Source organism: Pirellulales bacterium, from assembly GCA_033762255.1.
GTDB lineage: Bacteria > Planctomycetota > Planctomycetia > Pirellulales > JALHPA01 > JANRLT01.
In genome coordinates this window covers 95,220-122,151 of record JANRLT010000020.1, presented here as the reverse complement: position 1 = coordinate 122,151, position 26,932 = coordinate 95,220, and the positions used below count along the sequence as shown (strand labels likewise).

The 26,932-nt window shown below is 57.6% G+C and carries 19 protein-coding genes and 1 tRNA gene; 8 read left to right on the top strand and 12 right to left on the bottom strand.

The window, feature by feature from the left end; translation table 11 throughout:
* Nucleotides 1-20 precede the first annotated feature (20 nt).
* From SFX18_05640 to SFX18_05630, 3 genes are all read right to left on the bottom strand, one after another.
* Nucleotides 21-926 (bottom strand): DUF58 domain-containing protein, encoded by a 906-nt coding sequence (locus SFX18_05640; protein ID MDX1962614.1) that lies wholly within the window; start codon nt 924-926, stop codon nt 21-23.
* Complete coding sequence (locus tag SFX18_05635; GenBank protein ID MDX1962613.1) at nt 895-1,935, bottom strand: MoxR family ATPase; 1,041 nt, start codon at nt 1,933-1,935, stop codon at nt 895-897. Before SFX18_05635 ends, SFX18_05640 begins: the two co-directional genes overlap by 32 nt.
* A 135-nt stretch (nt 1,936-2,070) precedes the next feature.
* On the bottom strand, nt 2,071-4,443 hold the full coding sequence (locus SFX18_05630; protein MDX1962612.1) for a PQQ-binding-like beta-propeller repeat protein: 2,373 nt from the start codon (nt 4,441-4,443) through the stop codon (nt 2,071-2,073).
* 304 nt (nt 4,444-4,747) lie between these two features.
* Between SFX18_05630 and tatC the strand changes: the two genes are divergently transcribed.
* From tatC to SFX18_05605, 5 genes are all read left to right on the top strand, one after another.
* Nucleotides 4,748-6,091 (top strand): twin-arginine translocase subunit TatC, encoded by a 1,344-nt coding sequence (gene tatC / locus SFX18_05625; GenBank protein MDX1962611.1) that lies wholly within the window; start codon nt 4,748-4,750, stop codon nt 6,089-6,091.
* A 113-nt stretch (nt 6,092-6,204) separates the two neighbouring features.
* Entirely contained in the window at nt 6,205-7,266 is a 1,062-nt protein-coding gene (gene queG / locus SFX18_05620; protein ID MDX1962610.1) for a tRNA epoxyqueuosine(34) reductase QueG, read from the top strand.
* A gap of 180 nt (nt 7,267-7,446) precedes the next feature.
* Complete coding sequence (locus SFX18_05615; GenBank protein ID MDX1962609.1) at nt 7,447-10,860, top strand: PSD1 and planctomycete cytochrome C domain-containing protein; 3,414 nt, start codon at nt 7,447-7,449, stop codon at nt 10,858-10,860.
* Nucleotides 10,861-10,866: 6 nt separating this feature from the next.
* On the top strand, nt 10,867-12,369 hold the full coding sequence (locus SFX18_05610) for a DUF1501 domain-containing protein (protein ID MDX1962608.1): 1,503 nt from the start codon (nt 10,867-10,869) through the stop codon (nt 12,367-12,369).
* A gap of 491 nt (nt 12,370-12,860) precedes the next feature.
* Nucleotides 12,861-13,583 carry a PEP-CTERM sorting domain-containing protein gene (locus SFX18_05605; GenBank protein ID MDX1962607.1) on the top strand — a complete coding sequence of 241 codons (723 nt, stop codon included), beginning with the start codon at nt 12,861-12,863 and terminating at the stop codon, nt 13,581-13,583.
* A gap of 204 nt (nt 13,584-13,787) precedes the next feature.
* On the opposite strand, the gene SFX18_05600 is transcribed toward SFX18_05605, so the two are convergent.
* A tRNA-Gly gene (locus SFX18_05600) sits at nt 13,788-13,860 on the bottom strand.
* A 551-nt stretch (nt 13,861-14,411) separates the two neighbouring features.
* On the opposite strand from SFX18_05600, the gene SFX18_05595 reads away from it, so the two are divergent.
* From SFX18_05595 to SFX18_05585, 3 genes are all read left to right on the top strand, one after another.
* Nucleotides 14,412-15,161, top strand: a complete 750-nt coding sequence (locus tag SFX18_05595; GenBank protein MDX1962606.1) for an NTP transferase domain-containing protein — start codon at nt 14,412-14,414, stop codon at nt 15,159-15,161.
* Nucleotides 15,154-16,098, top strand: a complete 945-nt coding sequence (locus SFX18_05590) for a ribose-phosphate pyrophosphokinase (protein MDX1962605.1) — start codon at nt 15,154-15,156, stop codon at nt 16,096-16,098. The genes SFX18_05595 and SFX18_05590 overlap by 8 nt, the downstream gene beginning before the upstream one ends.
* Before the next feature lie 108 nt (nt 16,099-16,206).
* Nucleotides 16,207-17,094 (top strand): CorA family divalent cation transporter, encoded by an 888-nt coding sequence (locus SFX18_05585; GenBank protein MDX1962604.1) that lies wholly within the window; start codon nt 16,207-16,209, stop codon nt 17,092-17,094.
* Between the two features lie 32 nt (nt 17,095-17,126).
* On the opposite strand, the gene SFX18_05580 is transcribed toward SFX18_05585, so the two are convergent.
* The 8 genes from SFX18_05580 to rpsO all read right to left on the bottom strand — a co-directional run bounded on the left by SFX18_05580 (nt 17,127) and on the right by rpsO (nt 26,815).
* Nucleotides 17,127-18,059, bottom strand: coding sequence for a diadenylate cyclase (locus tag SFX18_05580; GenBank protein ID MDX1962603.1), 933 nt, complete (start codon nt 18,057-18,059; stop codon nt 17,127-17,129).
* A gap of 266 nt (nt 18,060-18,325) precedes the next feature.
* Nucleotides 18,326-20,323, bottom strand: coding sequence for a hypothetical protein (locus SFX18_05575; protein ID MDX1962602.1), 1,998 nt, complete (start codon nt 20,321-20,323; stop codon nt 18,326-18,328).
* A 272-nt stretch (nt 20,324-20,595) separates the two neighbouring features.
* Nucleotides 20,596-21,312 carry a HEAT repeat domain-containing protein gene (locus SFX18_05570; protein MDX1962601.1) on the bottom strand — a complete coding sequence of 239 codons (717 nt, stop codon included), beginning with the start codon at nt 21,310-21,312 and terminating at the stop codon, nt 20,596-20,598.
* Between the two features lie 186 nt (nt 21,313-21,498).
* Entirely contained in the window at nt 21,499-22,266 is a 768-nt protein-coding gene (locus SFX18_05565) for an ATP-binding protein (GenBank protein MDX1962600.1), read from the bottom strand.
* Between the two features lie 138 nt (nt 22,267-22,404).
* Nucleotides 22,405-22,935: a peroxiredoxin-like family protein gene (locus tag SFX18_05560; GenBank protein ID MDX1962599.1), complete on the bottom strand. Its 531-nt coding sequence runs from the start codon at nt 22,933-22,935 to the stop codon at nt 22,405-22,407.
* Between the two features lie 237 nt (nt 22,936-23,172).
* Nucleotides 23,173-24,057: a sugar phosphate isomerase/epimerase family protein gene (locus SFX18_05555; protein ID MDX1962598.1), complete on the bottom strand. Its 885-nt coding sequence runs from the start codon at nt 24,055-24,057 to the stop codon at nt 23,173-23,175.
* A gap of 116 nt (nt 24,058-24,173) precedes the next feature.
* A complete protein-coding gene (gene pnp, locus SFX18_05550) occupies nt 24,174-26,303 on the bottom strand; it encodes a polyribonucleotide nucleotidyltransferase (GenBank protein ID MDX1962597.1) in 2,130 nt (709 codons plus the stop codon).
* A gap of 242 nt (nt 26,304-26,545) precedes the next feature.
* A complete protein-coding gene (gene rpsO / locus SFX18_05545) occupies nt 26,546-26,815 on the bottom strand; it encodes a 30S ribosomal protein S15 (GenBank protein ID MDX1962596.1) in 270 nt (89 codons plus the stop codon).
* Nucleotides 26,816-26,932 lie beyond the last annotated feature (117 nt).

The window sequence follows — 26,932 nt, the reverse complement described above, 5'->3', positions numbered from 1 at the left end:
GCGATGCCGCGTTCCGGTAATTAAATCTTAGTCTGACGGACGCGGCGATTTAGCAAGGCGGCCAAGGCCAGGTCGAGCGGATCGGTGGTGCGGATTTGCAAAAAGTCGCACCCCCATTCCCGGCAACTGGCGCGGACGCTGCGATTGTGCAGTTCAAGTTCCCGCAGATAGCCCGTACGCAGTAATTGGGGGTCCACCGCCAGGCGATCGGCACCCTCCATATCCAAAAAGACACAGTCCTCCGCAAAGGGAAAATCCAATTCCGCCGGATCCAGAACCTGCAACACAATCACATCATGCTGGCGATAGTGCAAGCGCCGCAGTCCCGTCAGCAATTCGCTTAAATCACAAAACAAATCGCTGATGACCACCACGACGCCCCGGCGGTTCCAGCGTTCAGCTAATTGCGCGAGCAGCTTACCCAGCGATGTCGGACCAGCCGCGGAAAGGCGTCCCAGCTCGTCGATGAATTGCCGTCCCTGTGCCGGGGAGCCCGAGGGTCTGACGACTTGGCGGAGTTCGTCGGCGATAATCGCCCAGCCCAGGCTGTCCTGCTGGCGCATAATTAAATGGGAAAGCGCCGCGGCGATGGTCCGGGCGCAGTCCCATTTGGTCCAGGGGGCCTGCGGGCTTTGATAGAGCAGGCTTTCGCTGGCGTCCAGAGCCAGATAGCAAATCAGGTTGGTGTCTTGCTCGTAGCGCTTGATATAAATTTTGTCGGTTTTGCCGTAGGCTTTCCAGTCGACATGGCGCAGGTCGTCGCCGGGGACATACTCGCGGTGTTCGGCGAATTCGACCGAAAAGCCCTGCCAGGGGCTGCGCTGCAGGCCGCTGACGTAGCCCTCGACAATGCGGCGGGCCCGTAATTCCAGGCTGGATATGCCGGCCAGCAATTCAGGATCGCAAAACGCGCGCGATGGGTTCACGTAATCCCTCTTGGTCCCGTTCGGCCACATATTGCCACAAACGTTCGATCACCGTGTCGGCGTCGATCCCTTCCGCCTCCGCGTGGAAATTTGTCACGATCCGGTGCCTTAATACGGGAAGCGCGGCCGCCTGAATGTCCTCGGTCATGACATGCGCCCTCCCCTGCAGCGCGGCGCGGGCTTTGGCGGCCAAGACCAAAAATTGACTCGCCCGCGGTCCCGCCCCCCATGTCACGTATTGCCGGACCAGATCCGGGGCGGTTGGTGATCCCGGCCGGCTCAGCCGCGTCAGTTGCAATGCAAAACGCGTTAAATGGTCGGCAATGGGTATCCGCCGCACGATCGTGGTAAATTCGCGGATTTGTTCGCTTCCCCAGGTGGGGACGATTTTGGGCTGAGCGTCGCTGGTGGTCCGTTTAACTATTTCCAGTTCCTCTTCCTCGGCCGGGTAATCCACCTTTACCATAAACATAAAGCGGTCTAGCTGCGCCTCTGGCAGGGGATACGTTCCTTCTTGTTCGATTGGATTTTGCGTCGCCAACACAAAAAACGGACTCGGTAACAAATGCCGCGTCCCCCCCACCGTCACTTGGCGTTCTTGCATCGCCTCAAGCAGCGCCGCCTGGGTCTTGGGAGGCGTGCGGTTGATCTCGTCCGCCAATAACACATTGCCAAAGATCGGCCCCGGCAAAAATCGAAAATGTCGCTCCCCCGTCGCTTTGTCTTCTTGGATTACCTCGGTCCCGGTGATGTCCGTGGGCATAAGGTCCGGGGTAAATTGGATCCGGCGAAATTCCAGGGTTAAAGCCTCGGCCAGACTGCGGATCAGCAGGGTCTTGGCCAATCCCGGCACCCCCACCAATAGGCAATGCCCCTGGGCCACCAGGGCGATCAGCAGTTGTTCGATGACGCTTTGCTGGCCGACGATTGTTTTAGAAAGTTCCTGGCGCAGCCGCTCCCATCCTTCGCGCAGGCGGTGGAGCGCGGCTAAATCTTCGTTTTCGGACATAGTTGCCACGCGAGGCCAGGGGATAAATAAGATGGGGCGTGTGTCAGGCGGCTGCCAAAGTCGCACAAAACCGTATTGTAACATTAGTCCCGGCGGGATTCCCAGCGAAATTAGTGGCCGAGCCGAAGCAATTTTTTATTGTGACTGGCGGGGCTGGGGTGGCGGCAAAGGCTTTTCCCCTGGTGCTAAGGGTTCGCCCAGGCACCAGATGCGGGTCGCATCCGCCACCAGGGTGTGGCGCGTTCCGTAAACTAAATGCCCCCCATGCAGTTCTCCATGTATGGCGCTCCAGGGATGCGGCGGACGAGCGATCAATGATGAGGAGTGGGGAGTTGTGATCGCCGCTGAATCAGATTGAGCCGCCGTGTTCCCTTCCAAAGCCCCGGCGGTGATGTCCGCCGTGGCATTCAAGATGTACAGCCCGTCCCGCCGTGGCCAGTAAATCGACCCTCCGGCCAAAAAACCCCGCCCCACACTTTTGCCCGCGGCGGTATCGGCGGGGGTAGTGTCGGGAAATTCCGCCATGATCCGGCCGGTCAGTTTATCGATCCACCAGACTTTGCGTCCCGTGCCGATAAGCTGCTGGGGCGACGTGCCGAGTAAATAAACCACGTCGCGTAGCTGCGGATTATTCCATAATAACTTGCCGGTGGCGGCCTCAAAGGCGCAAACCGCCGCGGAATCCAGCGGGGCCACATAAACACGCCCCGGTTCTGAAACGGGAGGAGCCAAATCGCGAAACAGCGTCGGGCTATTCCGTAGAGTGGCCAAACGATCGTATTGGCTGATCCAGTCAAGCTCACCCGTTTCTGTGGATAATGCGGCGACAGCCCCCAACTGGGTGGCCAGAAACACCCTGCCATCGCCCAGGGTCAACAGGGGTAAAAGAACTTCATCAAGATTGCCGGGAACCAGCCGCTCTCCGGCGCAAACAAACCGTCGCCACCGGGGTCGTCCCGTGGCCAAATCATACGCCGCCACATGCCACTGGGGACGGGCATCGCGGTAGCGCAGGGCCACATACGCCGTGTCGCGGTCGCAAACGGGCGTTCCCGCAAATGACCAGCGCTCGCCCGGAGGAGATATCGACCAAAGTTCATACCCCTGGCGATCCAAATCCAAGCAGACGATCTGGCTGGCGGCGATTTGATCGACCTCGATGGAAGAATTGGTTACGGGCCAGCCCAACCGCGCGAGGACCAGGTTTCCCCGCACTGTCACCGTAAACCGCGGGATCCCCCAGGTACTAATTCCCCGTGCCGCTAATGCCAAATTTCCTAGCCGATCCGCCATCAATTCGTGTTGCTCCAGCAGCGGAGAGACAAAAATCTCTCCGGGTTGACGTCGAGGGCTGGGCCAGGCTGGTTTGCCGGTGCGCAGGTCCCAGGCAAACACGCGATATTCGTCGCACCACACCAAATACGGCTCCGCCAAGACCGGCACTGTCGCCAATAAGCCCTGGTAATCTTCGGTGGGGGGGTGGTTAGGCCAATGGAGCAGGCGAATCCAATCGGGAGCCGCCCGCCGCGGCTCGCCCAGGGAGATAGGGGAGGGAAACGCCATGGAGCGCAACCAAGGCGTTTGGGGGCCTATAAAGTTGCGCGCGGGATTGCCGGCAAATGTCTGGACCGACCAGGGGGGCCGCGCCTGGCCAGCCAGGTTGTTGGGGGTTTGTTCCCACTCGGCTGCTACTGCCTCCTGGCGGCGGGCTAACTCCCCCCCCAGCAATTCGCTCCACGGCGCGCTTTTGCCACCTAATTTTCCGGGTGCGGCGGGATAAGCTTTGGCAAAGTTGTCAAGCTCTTGCCGGGCCAGGGGAAAATCACCTTGGGCCAGAGTGCAGAGAATCAACCGCGCGGAGATATCCGCCGCCGTGGGTTGCAAGGGGACTTCTGTCGCGGGAAAAAGCGACTTCAAATACTCGTTGAATTCCTCCGGAGATTTTTCCGGCGCTAGCAATTGTCCCCAAGCCTCGCGCGCCCGTTGGGGCGAGCCTTTTTCCAGGTGTAACTCCCCCAAGAGCCAGAACGCGGGTCCCCCCCAACTGCTGGCCAGATAATTGCGGGTGAGCCTCGCCAGTCCGGCGCGATCACGGTTGGCGGCGGCAGCCTGGTACCATTGGCGGGCTTGGGGGTCGACGCGTTCGCGATAGGCTATTAGTCCCGCGGGGGGGAGTGCGGCCAGTTGTCGCTGGCAGTAGTGTCGCAAGGTGATCCAGCGCGAAGGCCCTTCCCGTAATAGTTGCTCTCCGGCGGTGGATTGCAGTTCTGTATACAGATCGAGCGCATCCTCCCACAGTTCCTCGCGCGTGGCGGCCGCGGCCCGGTCCAGCTTGGCCCTTACCGCCTGGGTGATCTCGTCCACTCGCAGTTCGCTGGTCAGTTCTTGGGCGATGGCTGTGTCAAAAAACGTCCCTGGCCAGCCTACTAACATCCAGCCGCACGCCACGCCGCAGAGCCGCAATGCAAAGTTTTGCCAGTTGGTCAAGCGCCCAATATCATGCGGCATACAGTTCACAAGAAATTGCCCGATTTGGTAAGTTCTCCGCGCCGCTTATTACTATAACCCATGCGGGAGCGGGCGAAAAGCAAATCCCCCGCGTTGCCGAGGATTTGGCCGCATGATATGCTGGAATTTTGGCTCCTGCGGGGGGGATCGTACCTTGGTGCGCCGCACCACGGGGATTCCCGGAGAGAGTGTGCGGCTTTTGCACAAATCCCGTCCATGCCAGGCAAACGCGTAGGTCCCCGGGACGTGTGTCCCCCAGTCCAGCGCACGATTGACGCGGCGGGGGCAAACCTTTTTGGCGGTAATGATGCGTCCGCAGCACGACGATTTATTCCAAGATAGCACGATGACCTTTGGGGAACACCTGGAGGAACTGCGCGGGGCCTTGGTGCGCGCGGGGCTAGGCTTGGTCGTGGGACTGTTGATCGGCTGCTACTTTGGGAACAATGTGGTGGCGTTTATTCAAACGCCACTGATCCGCGCGCTCGAGACCTATTACCAAGAGCAGTCGCTGATCGATATTCGCCAGATCAACGGCACGGTCACGCCGGAGCAAGCCGCAGCGTTGATCGACTGGGACATGGTCTTTGAACTGGTTTATGTGGAAAAGGACGCGCTGCGTCGGTTGATCCTGGACGAGACAGCCACGGATATTAGCGCGTTGCCGATTTTTCAGCCCGCCGATCCGGCGGCGAACCAGTCGGCGGAGTTGACCGCTTTTGCCCAGACCATAGCCGCCCTGCAACGCGTCCAGTCGCGGTTGCCCGCGCATTTACGCGGGGAATTTCAGTGGCGGGTCGATCAACCGGCGGCTTCGCTGGACCGCTTTGGGGAATTAATCCTGGGGATTCACAAATTGCTGCGCCAGCCCGATCTGTACACGCCAGCGGCGTTTCCCGGCTTGAGCGAGGAAATGCGGTCCCAAGGCCAAAAGCTCTCCACGCTGACACCCTACGAGGTCGAGCAGTTTAACCGCCGAATCTTGGTCGCCGCGTACCCCCGGCTGGCGGCCCATTATCGACCGCAACTCTCGCCGATGCTTATCTGGCGGTCGGTAAAAAATGACAACCGGCTAAAGCCCAAAAGCCTGAACGTCCAAGAAGGCTTTATGATCTGGTTTCAAGCCTCTTTATTATTGGCTGTTGTGATTTCCAGCCCCTGGGTGTTTTATCAGCTTTGGACATTCGTGGCGGCCGGTTTGTACCCCCACGAACGCAGTTACGTTTATATTTTTCTGCCGTTCAGCCTGGGGCTGTTTTTACTAGGGGCCTCCACCGCGTTTTTCTTTGTCTTTGATCCGGTGCTGGAGTTTTTGCTCGACTTTAATCGATCGTTGGGGATCGATCCCGACCCGCGCATTAACGAATGGCTGGGTTTTGCGTTGTTGCTGCCGTTGGGTTTTGGGATCAGCTTTCAACTGCCGCTAGTGATGCTGTTCTTGCAGCGGATCGGCATCGTCACAGTCGAGATGTATCTGGAAAAATGGCGGATTGCGATTTTAGTCATTACAGTATTATCGGCGGTGCTGACCCCCGCGGACCCCTACTCCATCTTTTTATTGATGATACCGCTCATTCTGCTCTATTTTGGCGGGATAGGCCTGTGTATGCTGTGGCCCAAGACGCGGCGAGATGGGGCCGGTTTTTAGTTTTTGGTATTTGGGTTTTGTTTTTTACAATTTAAATTTGAGATTTTGGATTTGAGATTTTTCCCCCCAGCCTGTTAGGATTAATTGCCTGTTGCTTTTCGAGGGGAATTCTCGTGGCTCTGACCCTCGACCTTGCCGATGTCGCCAAACAGCTAAAGTCCGCTGCGGGCGAGCTGGGCTTTGTCTTATCGGGCATCACCCCCGCAGCGACTCCCCCGGGGTATGACGCGCTGCAAGCCTGGCTGGCGGCGGGTTATGCTGGCGAGATGCACTACTTTGCCGAGCGTCTGCCGGCCTATCGGGATCTTAATCTGGTTCTGCCCGGCGCGAGTAGCTTGCTGCTGTTGGCTATGCCCTATCTGCCGGCATCGGACACACCTCCGCCGGAAGGAGCGGGACGCGTCGCCAGCTATGCCTGGGGCGTCGATTATCACCAAGAGTTATGGCGGCGGCTGGATACGCTATGCGAGTTATTGCGCACCCTTGTCCCAGGCTGCCGCTGCCGCGGTGTGACCGACTCCGCCCCGCTGCTTGAACGAGAGTTTGCCCAACTGGCCGGATTGGGCTGGATAGGCAAAAACACGCTGTTACTCAACCGCGATTACGGCAGTTGGTTTTTTCTGGCGGCGCTCGTCAGCGATGTGCCGCTTCCCGCGGATCAGCCGTTTGCCGCGGATCACTGCGGGACCTGCACCGCGTGCCTGACCGCCTGCCCCACCAATGCCTTTGTCCAACCGTATGTGCTGGACGCCACCCGCTGTATCAGTTACCTGACTATCGAAACCCGCACCGCGCTGTCCGAAACCGACCGCCAGCGCATTGGCGACTGGCTTTGGGGCTGCGATATTTGCCAAATGGTCTGCCCCTGGAATAACAAAGTCCCTTCCACCACCGACCCCGCCTGGCAACCACCGGCTGGCGGACCAGCCGTGGAACTAGGGGAGCTGTTTTATTGGACGGACGAGCAATTTGCCACACGCTTTCGCCATACCCCCCTTTGGCGGGCCAAACGCCGGGGACTGCTGCGCAACGCGGCCATCGTCCTGGCCAATCAGGGGGAAACACGGGCCATCCCCGCGCTAACACAGGGTACCGCCGACCCGGATGAACTCGTCCGCGCGGTCTCCGCCTGGGCGATCGAAAAACTGCAATCAAAATCACTGCCTGGACCCTAGGATCTTCCCCCCAGCGGGTCGTGAGGTTTGCCGTACTGTGCGGATATTATTTAGGTGTTATGCGCACTTGCTGTTATAATATGGGGACTCTTACTGTGGTAAAATGCCCTGCCTGCCATAGACCCCGCGCTTTTGTTACGGCTTGGTTCATAACCCGTTTTCCCGATCCGCGACCCGCCCATGCAAATGAGTAGTCTTTTATTGATGAATACTGCCGAGTTGGCTAGTTCCGGGGTAGTACGATTTTTTCGTGACAAACTATTCGCCGGGATGGCGGTTATTGTGTTGCTATGCGCGGGAACAACTTGTCTGGGTGAAACTCCCCAGCCAAGTTCTACCCCCTTAAAACCCATCGACTTTGCCACGCAAATTCTGCCGATCCTGCAAGATCGCTGTATGAAGTGCCACGACGACCGTCAAAAACAAGGGGGCCTCAGGCTCGATGTCAAATCCAACACGTTCGCCGGAGGGGAATCGGGCGAACCGGCGATTGTTCCCGGCAAAAGCGCCGCCAGCCCCCTGTTGGCCAGGATCATGCGGACCGATAAAGACTCCGCCATGCCACCCGACGGAGAGGGAGATCCCCTGTCCGCCGAGCAAATCTCGCTTATCCGCGATTGGATCGAGCAAGGGGCCAACTGGCCGGACGAACTTAGCAAATCAACCAAAGTCGACCATTGGGCGTTCCAAGCTCCCGTTAGACCGGCTTTACCGGACGTCAACGCTTTCACCGCCGCCGAAAAAACCGCGTTTGGCAGCCTAGAGAATCCTATCGATGCCCTGGTGGCGATCCGCTTGCGGCAAAACGGTTTGCAGCCCGCTCCCCAGGCGGATCGGGCGACGTTGCTCCGGCGATTGTCATTGGATTTGACGGGTTTGCCGCCGACGATTGCCGAGTTAGACGCCTTTTTAGCGGATAGCGCTCCGGAAGCGTACGAAAAGCAGGTCGAGCGGCTATTGGCCTCGCCCCATTTTGGCGAGCGTTGGGCCCGTTGGTGGTTGGACGCCGCCCGCTATTCCGACACCGACGGTTACGAAAAAGACTTGCCCCGTATTCAGTGGCCCTGGCGGGATTGGGTGATCCGCGCGCTCAACCGGGATTTGCCCTACGATCAATTTATTATTCAGCAACTGGCGGGAGACATTATCGCCCGGCGCCAAGCGGAAAAACTGACCCCGGCGGAGATTCAGGACTTGCGCGTGGCGACCGGTTTTTTGCGAAACAGCATGGTCAGCGAAGAAGGGGCGATCATCTATGAGCAATACCGCCTCGAGGGTCTGTTTGACCGGATGGATTGCTTGGGCAAAGCGGTGCTGGGCGTGACGCTCCAATGCGCTCAATGCCATACGCACAAATTTGACCCGATCCGCCACGAAGAATATTACAAACTACTGGCGTATCTCAATAACGATTACGAGGCCTTCAACCACGTTTATTCAGCGGATGAACAAGCCAAAATCGCTGAGTTGCAGCGTGATATCGCCGCTACGGCGGATTCCTTTCGCGCGGCGGTTGCGGATTGGGCGGAAAGATTGGCCAATTGGGAGCAAACCCAGCGCGACCAGCGCGTCGCATGGCAACCGCTGAAGGGGACGGACGCCATCTGGGAAGGGGGCCTGGCCCATCCCGAGATCTTGACCGATGCCTCGATTTTGACGTTGGGCTTTCGCCCGACGACGGGGGAATTACGGGTGACAGCGCCCCACCCGGCGGGCAAAGTGACCGCGCTGCGCCTGGAGGCGCTATTGCAGGGAGATTTGCCTTTTAACGGTCCGGGTCGCAGCATCAAAGGGACGTTTGCCATTAGTGAACTAGAGATCGAACAGCGTCCCGCGGGGACGCAAGATGCTTGGACGCGGATACCGATCAAATCCGTGACGGCGGATTTTGCCGAGGCGGAACGTCCCTTGGAAGAATTCTTTCGCAAAGGAAACGATGACAAACGCGTGGTCGGACCAGCTAGCTTTTTAGCCGATGGCAAGGAAGATACCGCCTGGGGGTGCGATCGGGGACCGGGACGGCGGCATACCGAGTCCACCGCGGTCTTGACACTGGGCGAGGGAAACGGCGTGACCTTTGACAAACCGGTCGAACTGCGGGTCACCTTAAAATATCGACACGGCGGCAACGACGCCCATGGTCGGCATAATCAATTTTTGGGGCGATTTCGGCTGAGCGTGACGGATCAACCCGCTGCGGCTAATGACACGCTAAGTCAGTCATTCGCGGCGATGCTGTCAAAAAATCCCAGCGAGCGCGCACCGGCGGAACAGGCGACGATTTTTGCGGCTTGGTTGGCTAGCGCCCGTGATTCCCTGGCCAGTGAGGATCAATCCCCTTTTGCGCAGGCTGTTCTCGGAACCACCGACAAAATCGCCGCGTTCTGGCGGGATTATCCCGAGGGAACATCGGTTTTAAATTTGGCTGTTCGCGAGGGGGTCTGGCAACGTCAAACTCCCGTCTATCAACGTGGCGACTGGCAAAAACCCGGTCGAACAGTCGCGGCGGGAACGCCCGCATTTTTGCATCCGCTAGCGTCAACAACCCCGGCGGACCGATTGGAACTGGCAACATGGCTCGTGGATCGGCGCTCTCCCACGACTGCGCGGGTGGCGGTAAATCGTGTCTGGCAGACGCTTTTTGGCCAGGGTTTGGTTGACACGCCGGAGGATTTTGGCGTGCGGGCTAGCCTCCCCCATCAGCCGGAACTACTGGACTGGCTAGCCGTGGAGTTCATGGAACCTTCCTTAGCACTCCCTCTCCCCCTGGGAGAGGGCCGGGGTGAGGGTTCCTCAGCTCTCCCTCTCCTTCCGACAGAGGGCCGGCGTGAGGGAGCTTGGTCGCTCAAACGCCTGTTACGACTCATTGTACTTTCCCGAACTTACCGCCAATCTTCCGCTGCAAGTAGGGAATTGCTCGACCGTGATCCGACCAACCGACTTTTGGCGCGGGGGCCGCGATTTCGGCTAGAGTCCGAGGTGATTCGCGATGTAGCGATTTCCGCGGCTGGTTTGCGGCATGACCAAATCGGCGGACCAAGCTTTTTTCCACCGGTCCCAGACAGTTTATTTTCCCAAAGTTATCTGGCGATCGACTTTTGGAAGACCGCCACGGCTCCCGAGCGTTACCGTCGCAGCTTGTATATGTTTCGTCGTCGTTCCATGCCCGATCCGGTCATGGCTAGCTTTGACGCTCCCACGGGCGAGACCGCCTGTGTGCGGCGGCCCCGGTCAAATACGCCCCTGGCGGCCTTGACCAGTCTTAACGAAACAGTCTTTGTCGAGGCGGCCCAGGCACTGGCGTTGCGGGTGCTGCGCGAGGCTCCGGCGGATGACGCCGCCCGCACGGTGCATCTGTTTCGCCTCTGTACCGCCCGGACGCCCCAAGAACCAGAAATTGCCGAAATCGCCCGCTTAATGGCCCAGGCCCGCGCGCGCATCGCTGACGGTTGGGTGATCCCCCGTGAAATTGCCTTTGGGGCAAATGGTGATATTCCGCCGCTACCGGAAAATGTGACCCCCGCCGATGTCGCGGCCTGGACGGTCGCGGCCCGCATTGTGTTAAACCTTGACGAGACTCTTTCCAAAAATTGACGCATCATGCCAGCAAAGCCAGATCACAATTTACCTAATTCCCCCTTCCCGCTCCCCTCCCCCACCACGGGCACAAGCGCGGCCGCGCAACTTGCCCGGCGGTGGTTTCTGCGGGAATGCGGCGTCGGTCTGGGATCAATGGCCCTGGGTTCGCTCTTGGCCCAATCAGGTTATACCGTGGAAGCAGCCGAGGCCAATCCCCAGACATCAGCCTCGGGCAAGGCGTCTCCCCTGGCCCCCCGCGCGCCGCATTTTGCTCCCCGTGCCAAGCGCGTGATTTATATGTTTCAGGCGGGCGGGCCTAGTCATCTCGAACTGTTTGATTACAAGCCAAAATTAGCCGAATGGGACGGCAAATTGCCCCCGCCAGAACTGCTCAAAGGATACCGCGCGGCCTTTATCCACCCCAATTCGGCATTACTCGGACCCCGGTACAAATTTGCCCAACATGGCCAGTCGGGGAATTGGCTGAGCGAGATTTTGCCCCATACGGCGGCTATTGCCGATGACATTTGCATTATCCGTTCGCTGCATACCGACGCCGTCAACCACGCTCCGGCTCAAATTCTGATGAACACCGGTTCGCAGCAATTTGGGCGTCCCAGCTTTGGAGCCTGGACCATCTATGGCCTGGGGAGCGAAGCGACCGAACTTCCCGGCTATGTGGTGCTTAGTTCGGCAAATGGGACCAGCGGCGGGGCGGGAAATTGGGGCTGCGGATTCTTGCCGACGGTCTACACGGGTGTGCCTTTTCGCGGGACGGGGGACCCGGTGTTGTATCTTTCCAGCCCACGGGGCTTTGACAGTACGCTACAGCGGGAATCGCTGGATTCGCTGCGCAAGTTAAATGAAATGCAGTCGGCGGTAACGGGAGACCCGGAAATTGCTGCCCGGATCGAAGCGTATGAAATGGCGTATCGCATGCAGACCAGCGCGCCTGAACTAATGGACCTGCGGCAAGAGACTAAAGACACCTTGGACATGTATGGCGCTGACCCCAAACAGCCATCGTATGCGCGGAATTGCCTTTTGGCCCGGAGGCTGATCGAACGTGGTGTCCGGTTTGTGCAATTGCTACACGAAGCTTGGGACCAGCATGGTGACCTAAAGAACGGCGTCAAACGGAACTGCGAAGCTACCGATAAAGCCAGCGCCGCCCTGGTCCGAGATCTGAAACAACGGGGACTCCTAGAGGACACCCTGGTTGTGTGGGGAGGCGAATTTGGCCGCACGCCCATGGTCCAGGGGGGGAATGACGGCCGCGACCACCACAATCGCTCTTACTCCATTTGGCTGGCGGGGGGCGGGATTAAACCGGGGATCACTTGGGGAGAAACGGACGAATTTGGGTTTAATGTCGCCCGTGACGGCGTGCATGTCCACGACTTAAACGCAACTTTGTTGCATTTGCTGGGGATGGACCACACCAAATTAACATATCGCTCCCAGGGACGGGATTTTCGTTTAACGGATGTGCATGGCGAAGTTGTCAAGGGAATATTGGCATAGTTGGTGTTAGTTTCCTGCCTTTAGCTCCGCCCAGCCGACCATGAATCCGTATGAATCCCCGCGTATCGTAGACGAACACATTGGAAAACAGGCGAAAAATAAGGCGTCTGACGACCTAACGTGGAGGGAGATCATTTGGTACGGTTTTTTTAACGTGGTAATTGCGACCGGAGTGTTTATTATCGTACCGCTAGCAATTTTTGGGATTTTTATATTAACAATAACGGCTATGAGAGACCTGTTTATGATTAAAATTTAGATGAGTTAAAGCCAATTGCTCAAAAAGGACCTGATTGTCCATAAAATTGCTTGGGTATTTGGAGGTTTTTTTATTATTTTTTGACCAAACACTGGACATCCTGGGGGGGTGTCTTGTTACTATAGGGAAGATTCTCATGGGGGAGGATTTGCGGAATATATCCGGTTTACACAGGATTTCATCTTAGGATAACGCTACTGTACTGTTTTTTTACTTTTGAAGGACACCGCTCATGAACGTTTCTTATGACGCGCTGCGGCGCGCGGGCAGTTGGGGCTTTCTGGTCGCCGCACTCTCTTGGTGCGCTTCGACCGCATCCGCTGGTGTCATTAGCGGGGTAACCATTTTTGGTCCCCAGCCAGCCACCGGACCCGGTTTAGGTGTTGTGGCCATTCCCGCCATCAATACCATCAACATCGACAATGACAATGTCCCCGCTCCCGGCGTGGGGGACAACAACATTGCCGTCCCGCTCAAGCGTTTCGATTTTAATGATTATATCGACATTGAATTTAGAGTCGCGCCGACTAATGGCGTAACCGAATACACGTTGTTTGAATCCGTCGATAACAACACGTTCGTACCCTGGAACACTTACACCATGGTCTTGGGCTACGGCACCGGCGCCGGGTTTGTCCAGTCTGTCCCGGGCGACGGGTTGGACTTTGACAATCCTACCTATGATACTCCTCCTTCGACCAATGGCGGTTTGACGACGATTCTCGCGCCCGACGAGGACACCTTGGTCTTTACCGGTGGCATCCATGGCCTGGGTGCCCAAAGCTATGTCGTTCGGATTGACGTGCCGAACATCCCTACGTTCCCCAACTTTAGCAACTTTACCATTCGCCAGTACCCCACTCCTGTGCCAGAACCGGGCACCTGGGCATTGTTGGGCCTGGGCGTGGTCGGCCTTGCTGGATACGGCCTGCGCCGCAAGCAACAGGCTGTCTAGTTTGGCGACAGGATTTTACCACACCTAACTTTTAGTCTGGAAAAATACATCAAGCCCAGGTTGCCACATGCAGCCTGGGCTTGTTTGTTTTAATAACAATTCTTGATTCAGCCAGCAGAATGGCGAGATGCTGTTTTAATGGCGGCAAATCTTAACTACGCCAAAACGGCCGCACGGGAGGGAAACTTAGCAGAACAATCAAACAGCGGGCGACGAGACTCGAACTCGCGACGTCCAGCTTGGGAAGCTAGTGCTCTACCAACTGAGCTACGCCCGCAAAATCTGAAACTTTAGCTTACTCTTTCATAAAACAAAGTCAACCGCGCGCGATTCATCCGTCTCAGAGCGGAAATTGCGCCAGCCGTGGTCAGCACATTATATGAATCCGTTTTTTACGATCCCTGGCTCAGTCTAATCCCGCATAACCCTAGTGTTCTTATGAATTTTCCAGTGGATACCAAAATTCCGCATTTTGGCCTTTAACCCGCACCTGCGGGAATAATGATTAATTCTGGGATATACAAAAATGATGAAACTGCTGAAACCCACATTGTCAAAATACCGTGAACCATTAAAGACTCTATCGGAAAAAAATTGGCGCGGTGCCCCCACTTACAACCGCAATTTCTTTGACATCTGAAAATGCCTGGAATTTCACTTAAGCGTATTTTTTGCTGTATGCTAGGAGGGTAACTCTCGTCTGGCACTTCCCCGCTGTTCCACATGCTTTATTTTTGTTAAATTGGGGCCGCTGAGCAATTTACGTCCGATGGTCATGCGAATGGAACCTTTCTTGGCAATAATAGGCGAATCGCCAATATAAAATACATGCCTGCACCCAATTTGATTGCCGTTGTCCTGGCCGCGGGAAAGGGGACGCGCATGAAATCCGACCTGCCAAAGGTGCTGGTTCCCGTGCTGGGCCGGCCCATGATCGAATACGTGCTGGACACACTGCGGCGGGCGGGGGTGGCCCAGACGATTGCGGTGATCGGCTACCGGGCCGCGGATGTCCGGCAGACCCTGGGGAACCAGCCGAAACTGACATTTGTCGAACAAACAGAGCAACTGGGGACCGGACATGCGGTTATGATGGCCCGCCAGGCCCTGGCCTCTCATCCCGACGCGGCGGTGTTGGTGGTGGCGGGGGATTCCCCTATGGCGCGGGCGGATTCGATCCAGGAACTTTTTGCCGAGTATCTGCGTCTGCGTCCGGCATGCCTGTTGGGAACGGCGCGGCGGGAAAACCCGCACGGCTTGGGGCGCATCGTGCGGGACCAGGCGGGAAATTTTACCGGCATTGTCGAGGAAAAAGACGCCACCCCCGAACAGCGGCAAATCACCGAAGTGAACATGAGCTGCTACTTGTTTCACTGCGCGGATCTGCTGGGGGCATTGGACCTACTGGGCAACAACAACGCCCAGCGGGAATATTATTTGACCGATGTGCCGGGCATCCTACTAGGCCAGGGAAAATCCGTGCAAGCCCTGGCGGTGCTCAAGCCCAGCGAAGCCCTGAGCATTAACACTCCCGAGGAACTGCTGGCGGTTGAAGCCGCGCTGCGTGAACATGAGTGATTTGAAAATTTTTAGCGGCCGGGCCAATCCCGACTTGGCCAAGCGGATCTGCGCCTATTTGGGCTTGCCCCTGGGAAAAATCACGCTGGGAAATTTTCCCGACGGCGAAATCTCTTGCAAAATTGACGAGGACGTGCGCGGACGGGATATTTATCTGATTCAACCAACTTGCCCGCCGGTCAACGAAAACCTGCTGGAGTTGTTGATCATGATCGACAGCTTTAAACGGGCGAGCGCTTATCGCGTGACGACCGTGTTGCCATATTTTGGCTATGCCCGGCAGGACCGCAAGGACGCCGGTCGCGTCCCCATCACGGCCAAGCTGGTGGCAAATATCATCACCCGGGCGGGGGCGGACCGGGTGTTGGCGATGGACCTGCACGCCGCCCAGATTCAAGGGTTTTTTGACGTGCCGGTGGACCACCTGTACGGGTCCCCGGTCTTGAATGACCACTTTAAGACACTGGCGCTGGACATGAAGGAAGTGGTGGTGGTGAGCGCCGACGAGGGGAGCATCAAACGGGCGCTGGGGCATGCCACGCGGTTGGGGGCGGCCTTGGCGATTGTGGATAAACGCCGCTTAAGCGCGGACGTCACCAAACAAGAAAATATCATCGGCGCTTCGGTCGATGGCAAGATCGCGCTCATGTTTGACGACATGATCAGCACGGGTTCCAGCATTTGCGGCGCCGCCCGGGTCATCCATCAGCACGGCGCGCGGGAAATCCACGTCGCCGCCACGCATGGCGTCCTGTGCGGTCCAGCGATCAGCCGAATTGCCGAATCGCCGATCGCCTCGGTCGTCATTACCGACACCATTCCCCTGGATCCCGCCAAATCCATTCCCAAGATCAAAGTTCTATCCGTCTCGGTTTTGCTAGGCCAGGCGATTAAGCGGATTCATCGCAACGAGAGCGTCAGCATGCTCTTTACCTGATTTTTTATACAAATCGCGGGAAACGACGGCCAATTTTTGCCAAGAATTGCCCCACCACGGCGGAATACGCATAGCATGCCCGATAAACCTTGTCTTGTGGGGTGAATCATGGCGCAGACAGTAAATTCCAGTCAACCGGGAATTCCCAATCAACTGGGCAAAACCGGTGCCCCGGGTAAATCCGCCCTGCCGCCGCACTGGGCGTTACCGGCGAAAATTCAAGCCCGCGTGGGGGAGAGCGCCGGTCGCCAGCGGGCGATGGCCGAGGAGGGGCAGTTATTATTGATTCTGCACGCCCCGCCAGGACCAGATGAAAAAACCCGCGAGGCGCGGTTTTTTTGGCTGGATGCCGCGGGTCAGTGGCATAGCACGCTAGGCGGGGGACAAGGGGCGCTGCGGAACCATGTAACGCAGTTTGGCGATAAGCTGGATAGCCTGGAAACGCAGTTGCAGCAGGCCGCCGTCGCCGGTGAATATTTTGAAATCTTGCAGGCGATTGTCCCGTTGCAGCGCACCTCACGCAATCTGCACGCCACCTTGCAAAGCGCGCGGGAACTGTTGCCCGATCAGCGGGATCTGATTACCGTGCGTGATCGGGCGGGTGAAATCGAGCGGCAGGCGGAATTGCTTTATCACGACGCCAAAAACGGACTTGATTTTTTAGTGGCTGCCCAGGGTGAGCAACTGGCCCTGCGCGGGTACGAGATGTCGGTGGCGGCGCATCGGCTGAATCTGCTGGCGGCGCTCTTTTTTCCCTTGATGACCGTGGCGACGGTTTTTGGGATGAATTTACGGCATGGACTGGAACAACAGGGGAACGGCGAACTTTTTTGGCTGGTGCTAGGAGTTGCACTCTTATTAGGGATGTTCTTAACGGCTTTGGTTGCGATGCGGCCGCTGTCCGCCCCGCGCCTTTCCCCATCCCGCGGCACGGGGGAAGAGTTTTCGGACAGGTCTTACCGTCCTAAGCCAAAAAACAGCGTGAGTGAGCGGTAATTTGCGGCATGCAAGATAAATTATGCTATGCCTTACTCTGCCCCCGGCGGTTCATATTCAAAATCTTTCCATTTCATCGGGCGGCGGAACGGTTCGATCCGCAGGATTTGTTCTCCTCCTTGAAAGATCCGCACCGTGCCGCTGGATTCGCTGACGACCACGGCGACAGCCTTGGTCGCCTTGGTAATGGCGGCGGCCGCCCAGTGCCGTGAGCCTAGCCCCTTGCTTAGCGATAAGCCCGTGGCGGGCGCGTCAATATAGCGCGCCGCGGCCTCCACCACTCCGTCCGGGGAAATGATAAAAGCCCCATCCATCTGAGCGATCTCCTTGATCCCTTCGCGCACCCGCGCGTCGGACAGCAGGCGTTCCTTGCGTTGGTAACCCTTGACCGGGTCAAAGCCCGTGGGGTGGCTGCTGGACAGCACACGGCGGGTATCCCCTACGACAAAGAGCGTGCCAACAGGTTTGCCTTCGCGCCCCTCGCGGCCGATATCCAACGCCAAGTCCACCACCGATTTCAGTGTTTCCAGGGGGACATTGGTCTCGATTTGCCGTAAATCGCGGGAAGTCAGCCGCTCCAGGTGTTCGCTCAGGTTAATGACTGACATGCTATCGATGGTCCCCACGTCAAACCCGCTGTAGATAGCCACGACCCGCGAGCCCGGGGCCAAAATCTCCTCGGCCACGCTTTCCACCAGGGCTTGGGTCAGCTTTTCATATACGGGAGCGTCCGGAAGGTTCAGCACGACGCCCCGCAGGCCACTTTCCTCGCTCCCTTCGAGGGCTGTTTTGTCATCGGCCGCGACAAATAAGGGGGCGTCCCCGGCCAGTTGTTTCAGTTGAGCCCAGTCGGTCGGGCCATCCACCAGCACCATCAGCGCATCGGCGTCCACCTCGGGGGCTAATTTGGCCGCCAATTGGACAATATCGCGAAATTGATCAGTGATGCGTTGGGCTTTGACCACGGCCAATAAGTTGTTTCAAGGAATCCGTCAAATCATGCAAAAACCGCCACAATTTACGCGGAAAGAAGAGAGTTCCGCAGAATGTTACGTCGCAATCACCCACTCCGCAAGGAGCAAAAGCCGGAAAAATCCCCAGAATCGGCGGAATCGCGCGGTCCCACCGCATTTATTGGCATCGCCGGACGCGGGGGACGCCGAGCCAGAGAGACACCCCCGTTTTTGCCAACGAAATAACCGTCTTAGCGGCCCGGTGGCGGTTATCGCGGTTACTTGGCCGGTTGTTCATCGGCTTGGCCTTCATCCCGCGGGGAAAGTTCCGGCCCGGACTCCTCCTCGCGGGGAATCAAGTTTTCTGGTGGAGCTAGGGTTGGCGGGGTGTCGGTCCGGGGGGGCATCGGTTGGGGAACATCCTGATTCTTGGTGGTGGTTGCAGGGTCGGCAACTTCTGGCGATGTTTTGGGTATTTGTTGCTCCGGTGAGGAGTTTGCCATAGGAGGATCCCCTGTGGCAAGGCTTGGTTTTTTGATTGCCGGTTGGAGCGATGGCACGCCCGGTTGGGGAACATTGACCTCTTGCGGAATAGGCTCTCCCGCATTTGCCCGCGGCGTAGGTGGGGACAAAATAGCGGATCCAGGAGCTGATTTTGTCCTTTCTAGTACGCCTGCCACGGCAGGCGCGGGGCGCATGGCCAGGCGTTCCTGCTGCCAGCGGGTTTGGCCAAAGACCCGTTCGTCATACATGATGAGCGCGTGCAAGGCATGCCCCAGCGGGCCAAGTTTCCAATTGTGGCGGGGATCGGCCAATAATTTCTCGGCCAAAAAATCAATCCCGCGCTGCATGCGCTCGGATTGGAGTTCGTCCGGCGATTGGGCGATGATCAGCCATTCGTACACGTGGCCGGTGGTTTGAATTTTGCGGTCGACATCAGGGCGATTTTCTCCCCGCCAAAACCAATTCGTGCTAAAGCTGCCGTCGGGGTTCATGATCGACCAGGCGTAACGCTGGTATTCCTCGATATATTTTTTAGCCTTGGCGTATTCGCCATCCAGCGGTTCGCCACGTTTGATGCGCTGTTGATAGGCATACGTCAGGCCAAAAAGCCGGTGGCAGCCCCCGCAGGCCGCGCCGCGGATCGGCGCTTTTAGCTCTTCCTGGATCAGGCGCGGGATGGACCATTCTTGCCCATCGCTACTGCGCCAGGTTTCGTTCAAATCCAGGTAATGGCTAAATGCAATCAATCGAAAGGTTAATTCCGTATTTGGACGGCAGTCCCGCTTTTCCGCCTCCAACAGATCGCGCAGCGTAAAATCGCGCCCCTGAATCTTGAGCGGGGTCTCGAGGCTGACGCGCGATTGGGCCAAGATGGCCAAAAGCTGCCCCGGGTGCCCCTGCACTCCGACGCCAATCTCGGCATGGGGTTGGCCGTTTTGCAGCGTCAAAATCGGCTGCCCTTGGCAACGTTGCCCCCACAGCAGCCAACCGATGGCGTTGACCGGTTCACCCTGGGGATGGTTCCGGCGAATTTGCGTTCGCGAATTAAACGCCACAAAGGCGTGCATGACCTCCCAGCAATTGTTATCGCGGGTATTTTGCTGGCGATGTTCATAAATGCTAAGCACGCGATGGATTTTCTCGCGCAGCCGCAGCAATTCCGGCGAAAGCTCTGTCGTGCTCGCGGGGCCTGGTGAGAGTACCTCGGGCGCGGCAGAAGCCGGCTTATCATTGCTGTCGGTGGATGGTGGCTGTTTTTGCGCCGTATCACCCGGTGTGTCGGGGGTTGTCAACGCGGACTTGCCAGGGGCTGCCACCGCCGGGGTTGCGGCGGACAACTTCGGGGTCGCCGGACGCGTGGCCAATATGGGCGGTTGCAAATTTGGAGCTTGAAACAGCCGCTGTTCAGCTGCGCGCTGTTCAATGGCGCGCTGTTCGGCTATAGTCGTTGGCGTACCAGGGCGCAAACGTCCCGGACGAGATACGCCCGGTTGGATCGGGGGTAAGGGGCGGCTAGGAGGAGTGGAAGTTGTCGCGGTTGCGGACTGTGGCGGAGCGCTGAGCGTGCCCGAAGCCATTGCGCCGGCAACCAAAGGAACCGGAGGGGGAGCGGAGGGAGCCACTCCGCCGGGGGGAAAGGCAGGCTCGGCCTGGCAAATCAGACTCAGTGCCAATACGTTACACACTGCCAAGGCAAAACAGGTCTTACCCACCGCGGGTCGATGCGGGGTTGCGGCCTTACTTTTATTCGTGGGCTGTCGATTCAAACGCATGGAATTTCACAATTCGATTGTAAAATGGGGGACATAACGGGCCGGAATGACGCGTCTAACATCGTGCGCCGGAAGCAAATGTTGCCCAACAAATACTCCCAATCCGGATTGGTGGCAGCTCTAATCGCCGTGTCCGCCTAGACACTTATTCTGAAGGGCGCGGAGTTTACAGAATTATCATTTTGGCGGCAAGGGAAATGGCGGTATGGGCGGAGCTGGATTTTGCTGTTTTTTAGCCGGATATTCCAGCAAGCCGGGGTTTCCCGCTATTTCTAGTACCAGCCGCGCAGGCCCAGGCTATCCGCCAACGTGGGTTGGGGACGTTGGGGGGCGGGAGTTTGCACGTATTCGCGCCATTTGTTGACATCGTCGCCGTAGCCCAGGCCGCTGAGTTGTTTGAGCGATTGCACCGCCCGATATTGTAGCGCGGGGTCGGGTTCTTCCAGGATGGGCGCCAGGGCCTCGATGGCGGTTGACTGCTTGGTGGCTCCCAATCCCTTAACAGCGGCCAGCCGGACATCAATGCTTTCGTCGTTGACGGCCCGATCGCGCAAATTTTGCACCGCTTCCTCATCGCCGCGCTGGCTCCATAGTTCGCAGCAGACTTCGCGGACGTTTTGGTCGGGATCGTTGGTGGCGGCATGCAGCACGGCGGCCGACACACGCGTGGGATACAAGGCGATGTTACGCAGGATTTGCGAACGGACCAGCGGATCGCGCTCATTTTGAATTTGCCGCGCAAGTTCATTCGCTTTGGCCGCTTGTTCGGCGGCGTCGGTCCCGGGCCCCTTGGCATATTCCTCTTGCAAGGTTTTGATGCGTTGGGCGGACGTGGGGCCGTATTTGGCCAAATCCTCCGCGGTGGCCGATGGCTTTGTATAAAACGGATTTACGCTTTGGCATCCGGTCGCCAGCAGACAGCCCAACCCGCAAAAAATTGGCAGCCAGACACGCATGATTTGGCAACGTCCCACGTTATGGCAAGGCATACTCAAATCCCACGGATTGTTCCGCCGAATTGTCAGCGGCGGATCACGCCGTCTTTGATTAACCCAATTGGGCCGGACAAGCGTACCGCCACCAGAGTTTTTGCCACAAGACCGATTTACTGACAAAAACCGTAATTTTATGCGGGCGCACCCTGGTGCTAGCTATTCCAGAATCGCCAGAACACATTATGCAGCGGCCGGAGCCTGCGCGGCGGGTTCGTCTCCTCCCAAACGGGGCAAGACGGGTAAGATGATGGTAAATTTTGATCCCCGGCCCGGCTCGCTTTGAATATCAATTGCGCCGCCATGCGCTTCCACGATTTTTTTAGTCATGGGAAGGCCCAGGCCCGATCCTCCGGGCTTGGTGCTATAGAATGGTTCAAAAATTTTGGTAATGGTGGCTTCCTCCATGCCGCAACCGGTGTCGATAAATTCCAAAAGGACCGCTGGTCCCACGGAACTGGTGCGCACCACCAATTGCCCGCCGTCGGGCATGGCTTGCTGGGCGTTGAGGATCAGGTTCCACAGCACGGCCTGAAAAGCCTGGGTGTCCAGCCGAACGCCGGGAAGCTCGGGGTCTAAATAAGTCAACAGATCGACCTTTGCTTCGGCGGCCTGCGGCGCGTAGACCTCTAGCAGTTGCTCGATTTCGGCGTTAAGGTCGGCGGGCAGCAGATCCATCCGCCGCGCTTTGGTAAAATTCAGAAAATCATCCAGAATATTTTGCAGGCGCAGGGCTTCGCGTTCGACCAGACGGATTTTATTGAGGGCCCGGCGATCGCGGGGAGAGACGGCGTCGGCAAAATCCTCGGCCAACAACTCCATGTTCATGCGAATGGTGGAAAGCGGATTTTTGATTTCGTGGGCTAGTCCGCCCGCCAGCGCCGCCATTTCGACCGCCTGGTCGACGCGGGATTGTTGTTCGGCTTCGCTGGGAATACCGGCGGGTATCATGGTGAACAGAAAATAACGGAAATTGCCTGCGCCCGAGGCAATAGTTTACGTTAGTCATGCACTAAAAAGAAGTGCGCGGGGGGTACCAGGCAGCCTCGAAAGGATCCCAGGCAGTGCGGCGATAAACTCCCCTAGCCGCTAACGCGGACAAGCCAGGGTGGCATATTCCGGACGGTCGGCGGCGGTGCGGTGACGAAATTCCCGAATTACCCGGCCAGCGCGGAGCAAGAAAACGCCGGGCAGTTGCATGCCATCGCCATTCAGCCAACCGATGCCATGCCCCCGAAAAAAAGCCTGCGCCCCGCGCCACCAGACCGCCGGACCTAGAAGTTGCCAAAAATTCCCCCGCGAAAGCTCAAACGCGCGGTACAACTGACGCTCGGGGTCGCTGTAGCGATCCACGTCATCTAATTGATAAGCGGCAAAAAACCGCGCGGTATGTTGATCTTCCCGGCCCATATGCACCAGGGCCAGGCGAATTCCCGCGGCCTCGATGCGCTCGCGTTGGGCGTGCAAATCAGCCAGGGCCTCGCGGCAAAACGTGCACCCGGAATGTCGCAAAAACACCACAAGCACGTCCCGCGCGGCGGAAAGCTCCGCCAATGTGTGTCCCAATTGGCTGGGAAATTGACTCAACACGGCATCGAGGCTGGTCGCGGGGACTGGCATATGCGGCACGATTTGGCTGTTTGCAGGCGTATTTTACATTGATGAACGGCATCAACCAGAAACGTCAAAGACACACTCCAGCAAAGGGGAGTATGCCAACATTATGAATTATAGTCGGGAGAGACAACGGGGTATGGATGATTGGACCGTTCTCCTGGGGGACGGAACGGACACGTTTGCGACGATAGTGTCCCCGCGTCCTGACTCACTCAAGCGTCTATTGCAAAAATTATCCCATTAACCGGGCCAATATTGTTGGATTTTACGCTGCAAAAACTGCGCGCTGCGCAGCAGTTGCTCAAAGCCATCCACCCCATCCTCGATGCTGATCCAGCCGTCAAACCCGGCCTCCCGCAATAGCCGAAAAATTTCGTCATAGTCGTTTAGCCCCTTGCCAATTTCACCATGCCGCAGCCGCCGGGCGTAACCGACAGAGCCTTCCTCCCGACGCAGATCGTCAATCGTCCCCTCCGCCAGATACCGATCGCTGGCATGCATGCTCACCACGCGGTGCCGCACCCGGCGCAGCAACTCCAATGGGTCCTCCCCGGCCAGGATGGTGTTGCTGGGATCATAATTCACGCCAAAACGGGGATCCTCTATCCGGGCTACCAAATCGCAAAATAAATCCATCGCCTGGGCAAATTCGGGAAATTGCCAGTAATTGTCCTTGTAGTGGTTTTCCAGAATCAGCGTCACGCCCCGGGCGTGGGCGTGTGGTAAACAGGCCTGAATGGACTGGGCCGCCAGGGTAAGTCCCTCCTCCCGCGATAGTTCGGGCCGCCGCTGCCCGGATAAGACGCGGCAAAATGTGCCCCCCAGCTCGGCACACTCGTCAATCCAGCGGCGTTGACTGTCAATTTGTTGCTGGCGATAGGCGGCGTCCGGATGCGTAAAATCGGGCGAGCAACAATACATGGGAATCGTCAGTCCGGCATCTTCCGCCATGCGCCGCGCGGCGGCGATCATCCCCGGCTGTTGCAGCTCTAAAAAGCCGCTATAAAATTCCAATCCCTGGATCGGCAATTGTCGGGCCAGATCGATCCATTCCCGTAGGGTCATCGTACCGGTCACGCAGAGCGGGTCCATCCAGGCTTTGGGAAAAGCGGCAAGTTGGGGCATGGCGGGGAGTCTGGTTTTAAGTTTTGAAGTAATGGGGTCCGTCTGTATTCTATGCAATAAAAAAGCCGCCGAGTGACCCCGGCGGCTAAATCCCCAGCAATTTTCCAGTTGATTGATTACTGATCCCCCCCATCGCCGTTAGCGGTGCCGCCATTTCCGTTCATTTCCCGCATGGCGACTTTGCGGCTCAGTTTAATGCGGTCTTGCTCGTCAATGGCGATGACCTTGACATGCAGGTAGTCTCCCACCTTGCAAACGTCGTGGACGCTTTTGACGTAATCGTCGGAAAGCTCGCTGATGTGGCACAGGCCGTCGCGGCCGGGCAGAATCTCGATAAACGCGCCAAAGTCCTTGACACTGGTGACGCGTCCCTCGTAGATGCGGCCAATCTGCACGCTGGCGGTCAGGGCCTCCACCTTGGCCATGGCGGCCTGGGCGGATTGCATATTGTCGCTGGCCACGACCACCGTTCCGTCGTCGTCCACCTCGATCACCGCGCCGGTCGTATCCTGAATGCTGCGAATCATTTTGCCGCCAGGGCCGATCAGCAGGCCGATCTTTTCCGGGTCGATCTTGGTCCGCAGCAACCGCGGGGCAAATGGCGAAATCTCCGCCCGGGGACGGTTGATCGCGCTGAGCATTTTGCGCAAAATCTCGATTCGGGCTTCTCGCGCCTGGGCCAGCGTGCCGCGAATGATCGCTTCGTTGATGCCGGCGATCTTTAGGTCGAGTTGAATGCCGGTGATTCCCCGTTGTGTACCGGCGATCTTAAAGTCCATGTCGCCATAATGGTCCTCGTCGCCAATGATGTCGGTTAACAGGACCCATTGATCGTCGGTCTCTTTGACCAGGCCTATGGAAATACCGGCGACAGGATTGCTGATGGGAACACCCGCCGACATCAGGCCCAGGACCGCGCCGCAGGTGCTGGCCATGCTGCTAGAGCCGTTGGATTCCAAAATGTCGGAGATCACCTTGATGGTGTAGGGAAATTGCTCGGGATCGGGCAGAACGGGCTTGACGCTACGTTCGGCCAGCATGCCGTGGCCAATTTCGCGGCGGCCGGGACCGCGGATGGGTTTGGTCTCGCCCACGGAAAACGGCGGGAAGTTATACTCCAGCATGAATTTTTTAGAGTATTCATCCACCAGGCCCTCGACCTTTTGTTCGTCCCGGGCCGTCCCCAGCACAACGGTGATAAGTGCCTGGGTTTCGCCGCGTTGAAAGACGGCGGAGCCATGCACGCGGGGTAGGACGTCGACCTCGCAATAGATGTCGCGCAGGGCCTGGTTGGCGCGGCCATCGGCACGACGCCCGGCCAGGATCAGATCGCGGACCATGCGCTCTTCAAAGCGACTCCAGGCATTGCTAAAGGCCGCGTCCGTATAAGCCCCCGCTGCGGCGGCATCGGGAATGCAGGCGGCTTTTACTTGCTCCTTTAGCGCTTTTACCGCCGCGGCGCGATTTTGTTTGCCTTCGGTGGTTTTGGCGGTTTTATACTGATCGGCATAGCTGCTGCGCAGCCGGTCATACAAGCCATCATCCGGCGGAGAGGTGAACACCGTCTTTTGCACGCCCACCTTGGCTTGCAACTCGATCTGCATGTCGCAAATTTCGCGAATGACGCGGTGGGCCTCCATGATCGCCTCGGCCATGCGGTCCTCCGGCAATTCACGGGCAAATCCCTCGATCATCAGCACCGCGTCCTTACTGCCCGAAACAATCAAATCCAGATCGCTGGATTCCAATTGTTCATAACTAGGAAAGACCACAAATTGGCCTTCCACCAGGCCCAGACGCACTGAACCAATCGGCCCCTCAAACGGCAGGGAAGAGACTGTCAACGCCGCCGACGCGCCAATCATCGCCAGGACATCGGGGTCGTGGCATTTATCCGTGGCCAGGACCATTGCCTGGATCTGAACCTCGTCATAAAACCCCGCGGGAAAGAGGGGCCGAATGGGCCGATCCATCAGGCGCGAGGTAAGAGTTTCCTTGGTACTGGGGCGTCCCTCGCGCTTGATAAACCCGCCGGGAAATTTACCCGCGGCGGCGGTCCGCTCGCGGTAATCGCAGGTCAAGGGAAAAAAGTCCGTTCCCGCGCGGGGCGCGCCGGTCGTTGCCGCGACCAGGACCACATTTTCGCCATACCTTAGCCAAATGCTCCCGGCCGCTTGCTTGGCGTAAAAACCGGTTTCCAATGCCAAGATTTGTGAGCCAATCTGTTTTTCAACGCGAACTTTCAAGGGTAATTCCTATCTTTGTGTACGAAGCCAATGTTAGATAAAAAAACGGGGGCGTGCCGAAATGCCGCTATAAAAATGCGGCAGCGGATAGGGGGTGATGCTGTTGGGAGCGATCACCCACGAATCGCGGCAGAAATTTCTCCCCTTTGACGCCCAGGCGGTTGCTCCCCAAAAAAAGCTTCCCTGGGTAGCGGACCGACAAAAAACAAAAATCCCCATTCGAGAAGGAATGGGGAGAGCGGTTACTTACGGATGTCAAGGCGCTTGATCACATCCAGATAACGCTGGGGATCTATGCTTTTGAGGTAATCCAACAGACGGCGGCGGTTGCTGACCATCTTCATCAAGCCGCGGCGGCTGGCATAGTCCTTGTCATGGGTGCGAAAATGGTCCGTCAGATCATTAATCCGGGCCGTCAATAAAGCAATTTGCACTTCCGGTGATCCCGAATCCGTCTCTCCCCGCTTAAAATCCGCTATCAGTTTTTGCCGGGTTTCCTTGGTTACTGCCATGGTTTTTTTACCTTTTGCCAATGGCCGAGCCGGCGGCCACGCGCCAACCGCCCAGTCCATGGTCCAGAAATGAAGTTTTGCAACTCTGTTAATCCAATAGAATTTAGCAAATTGAGA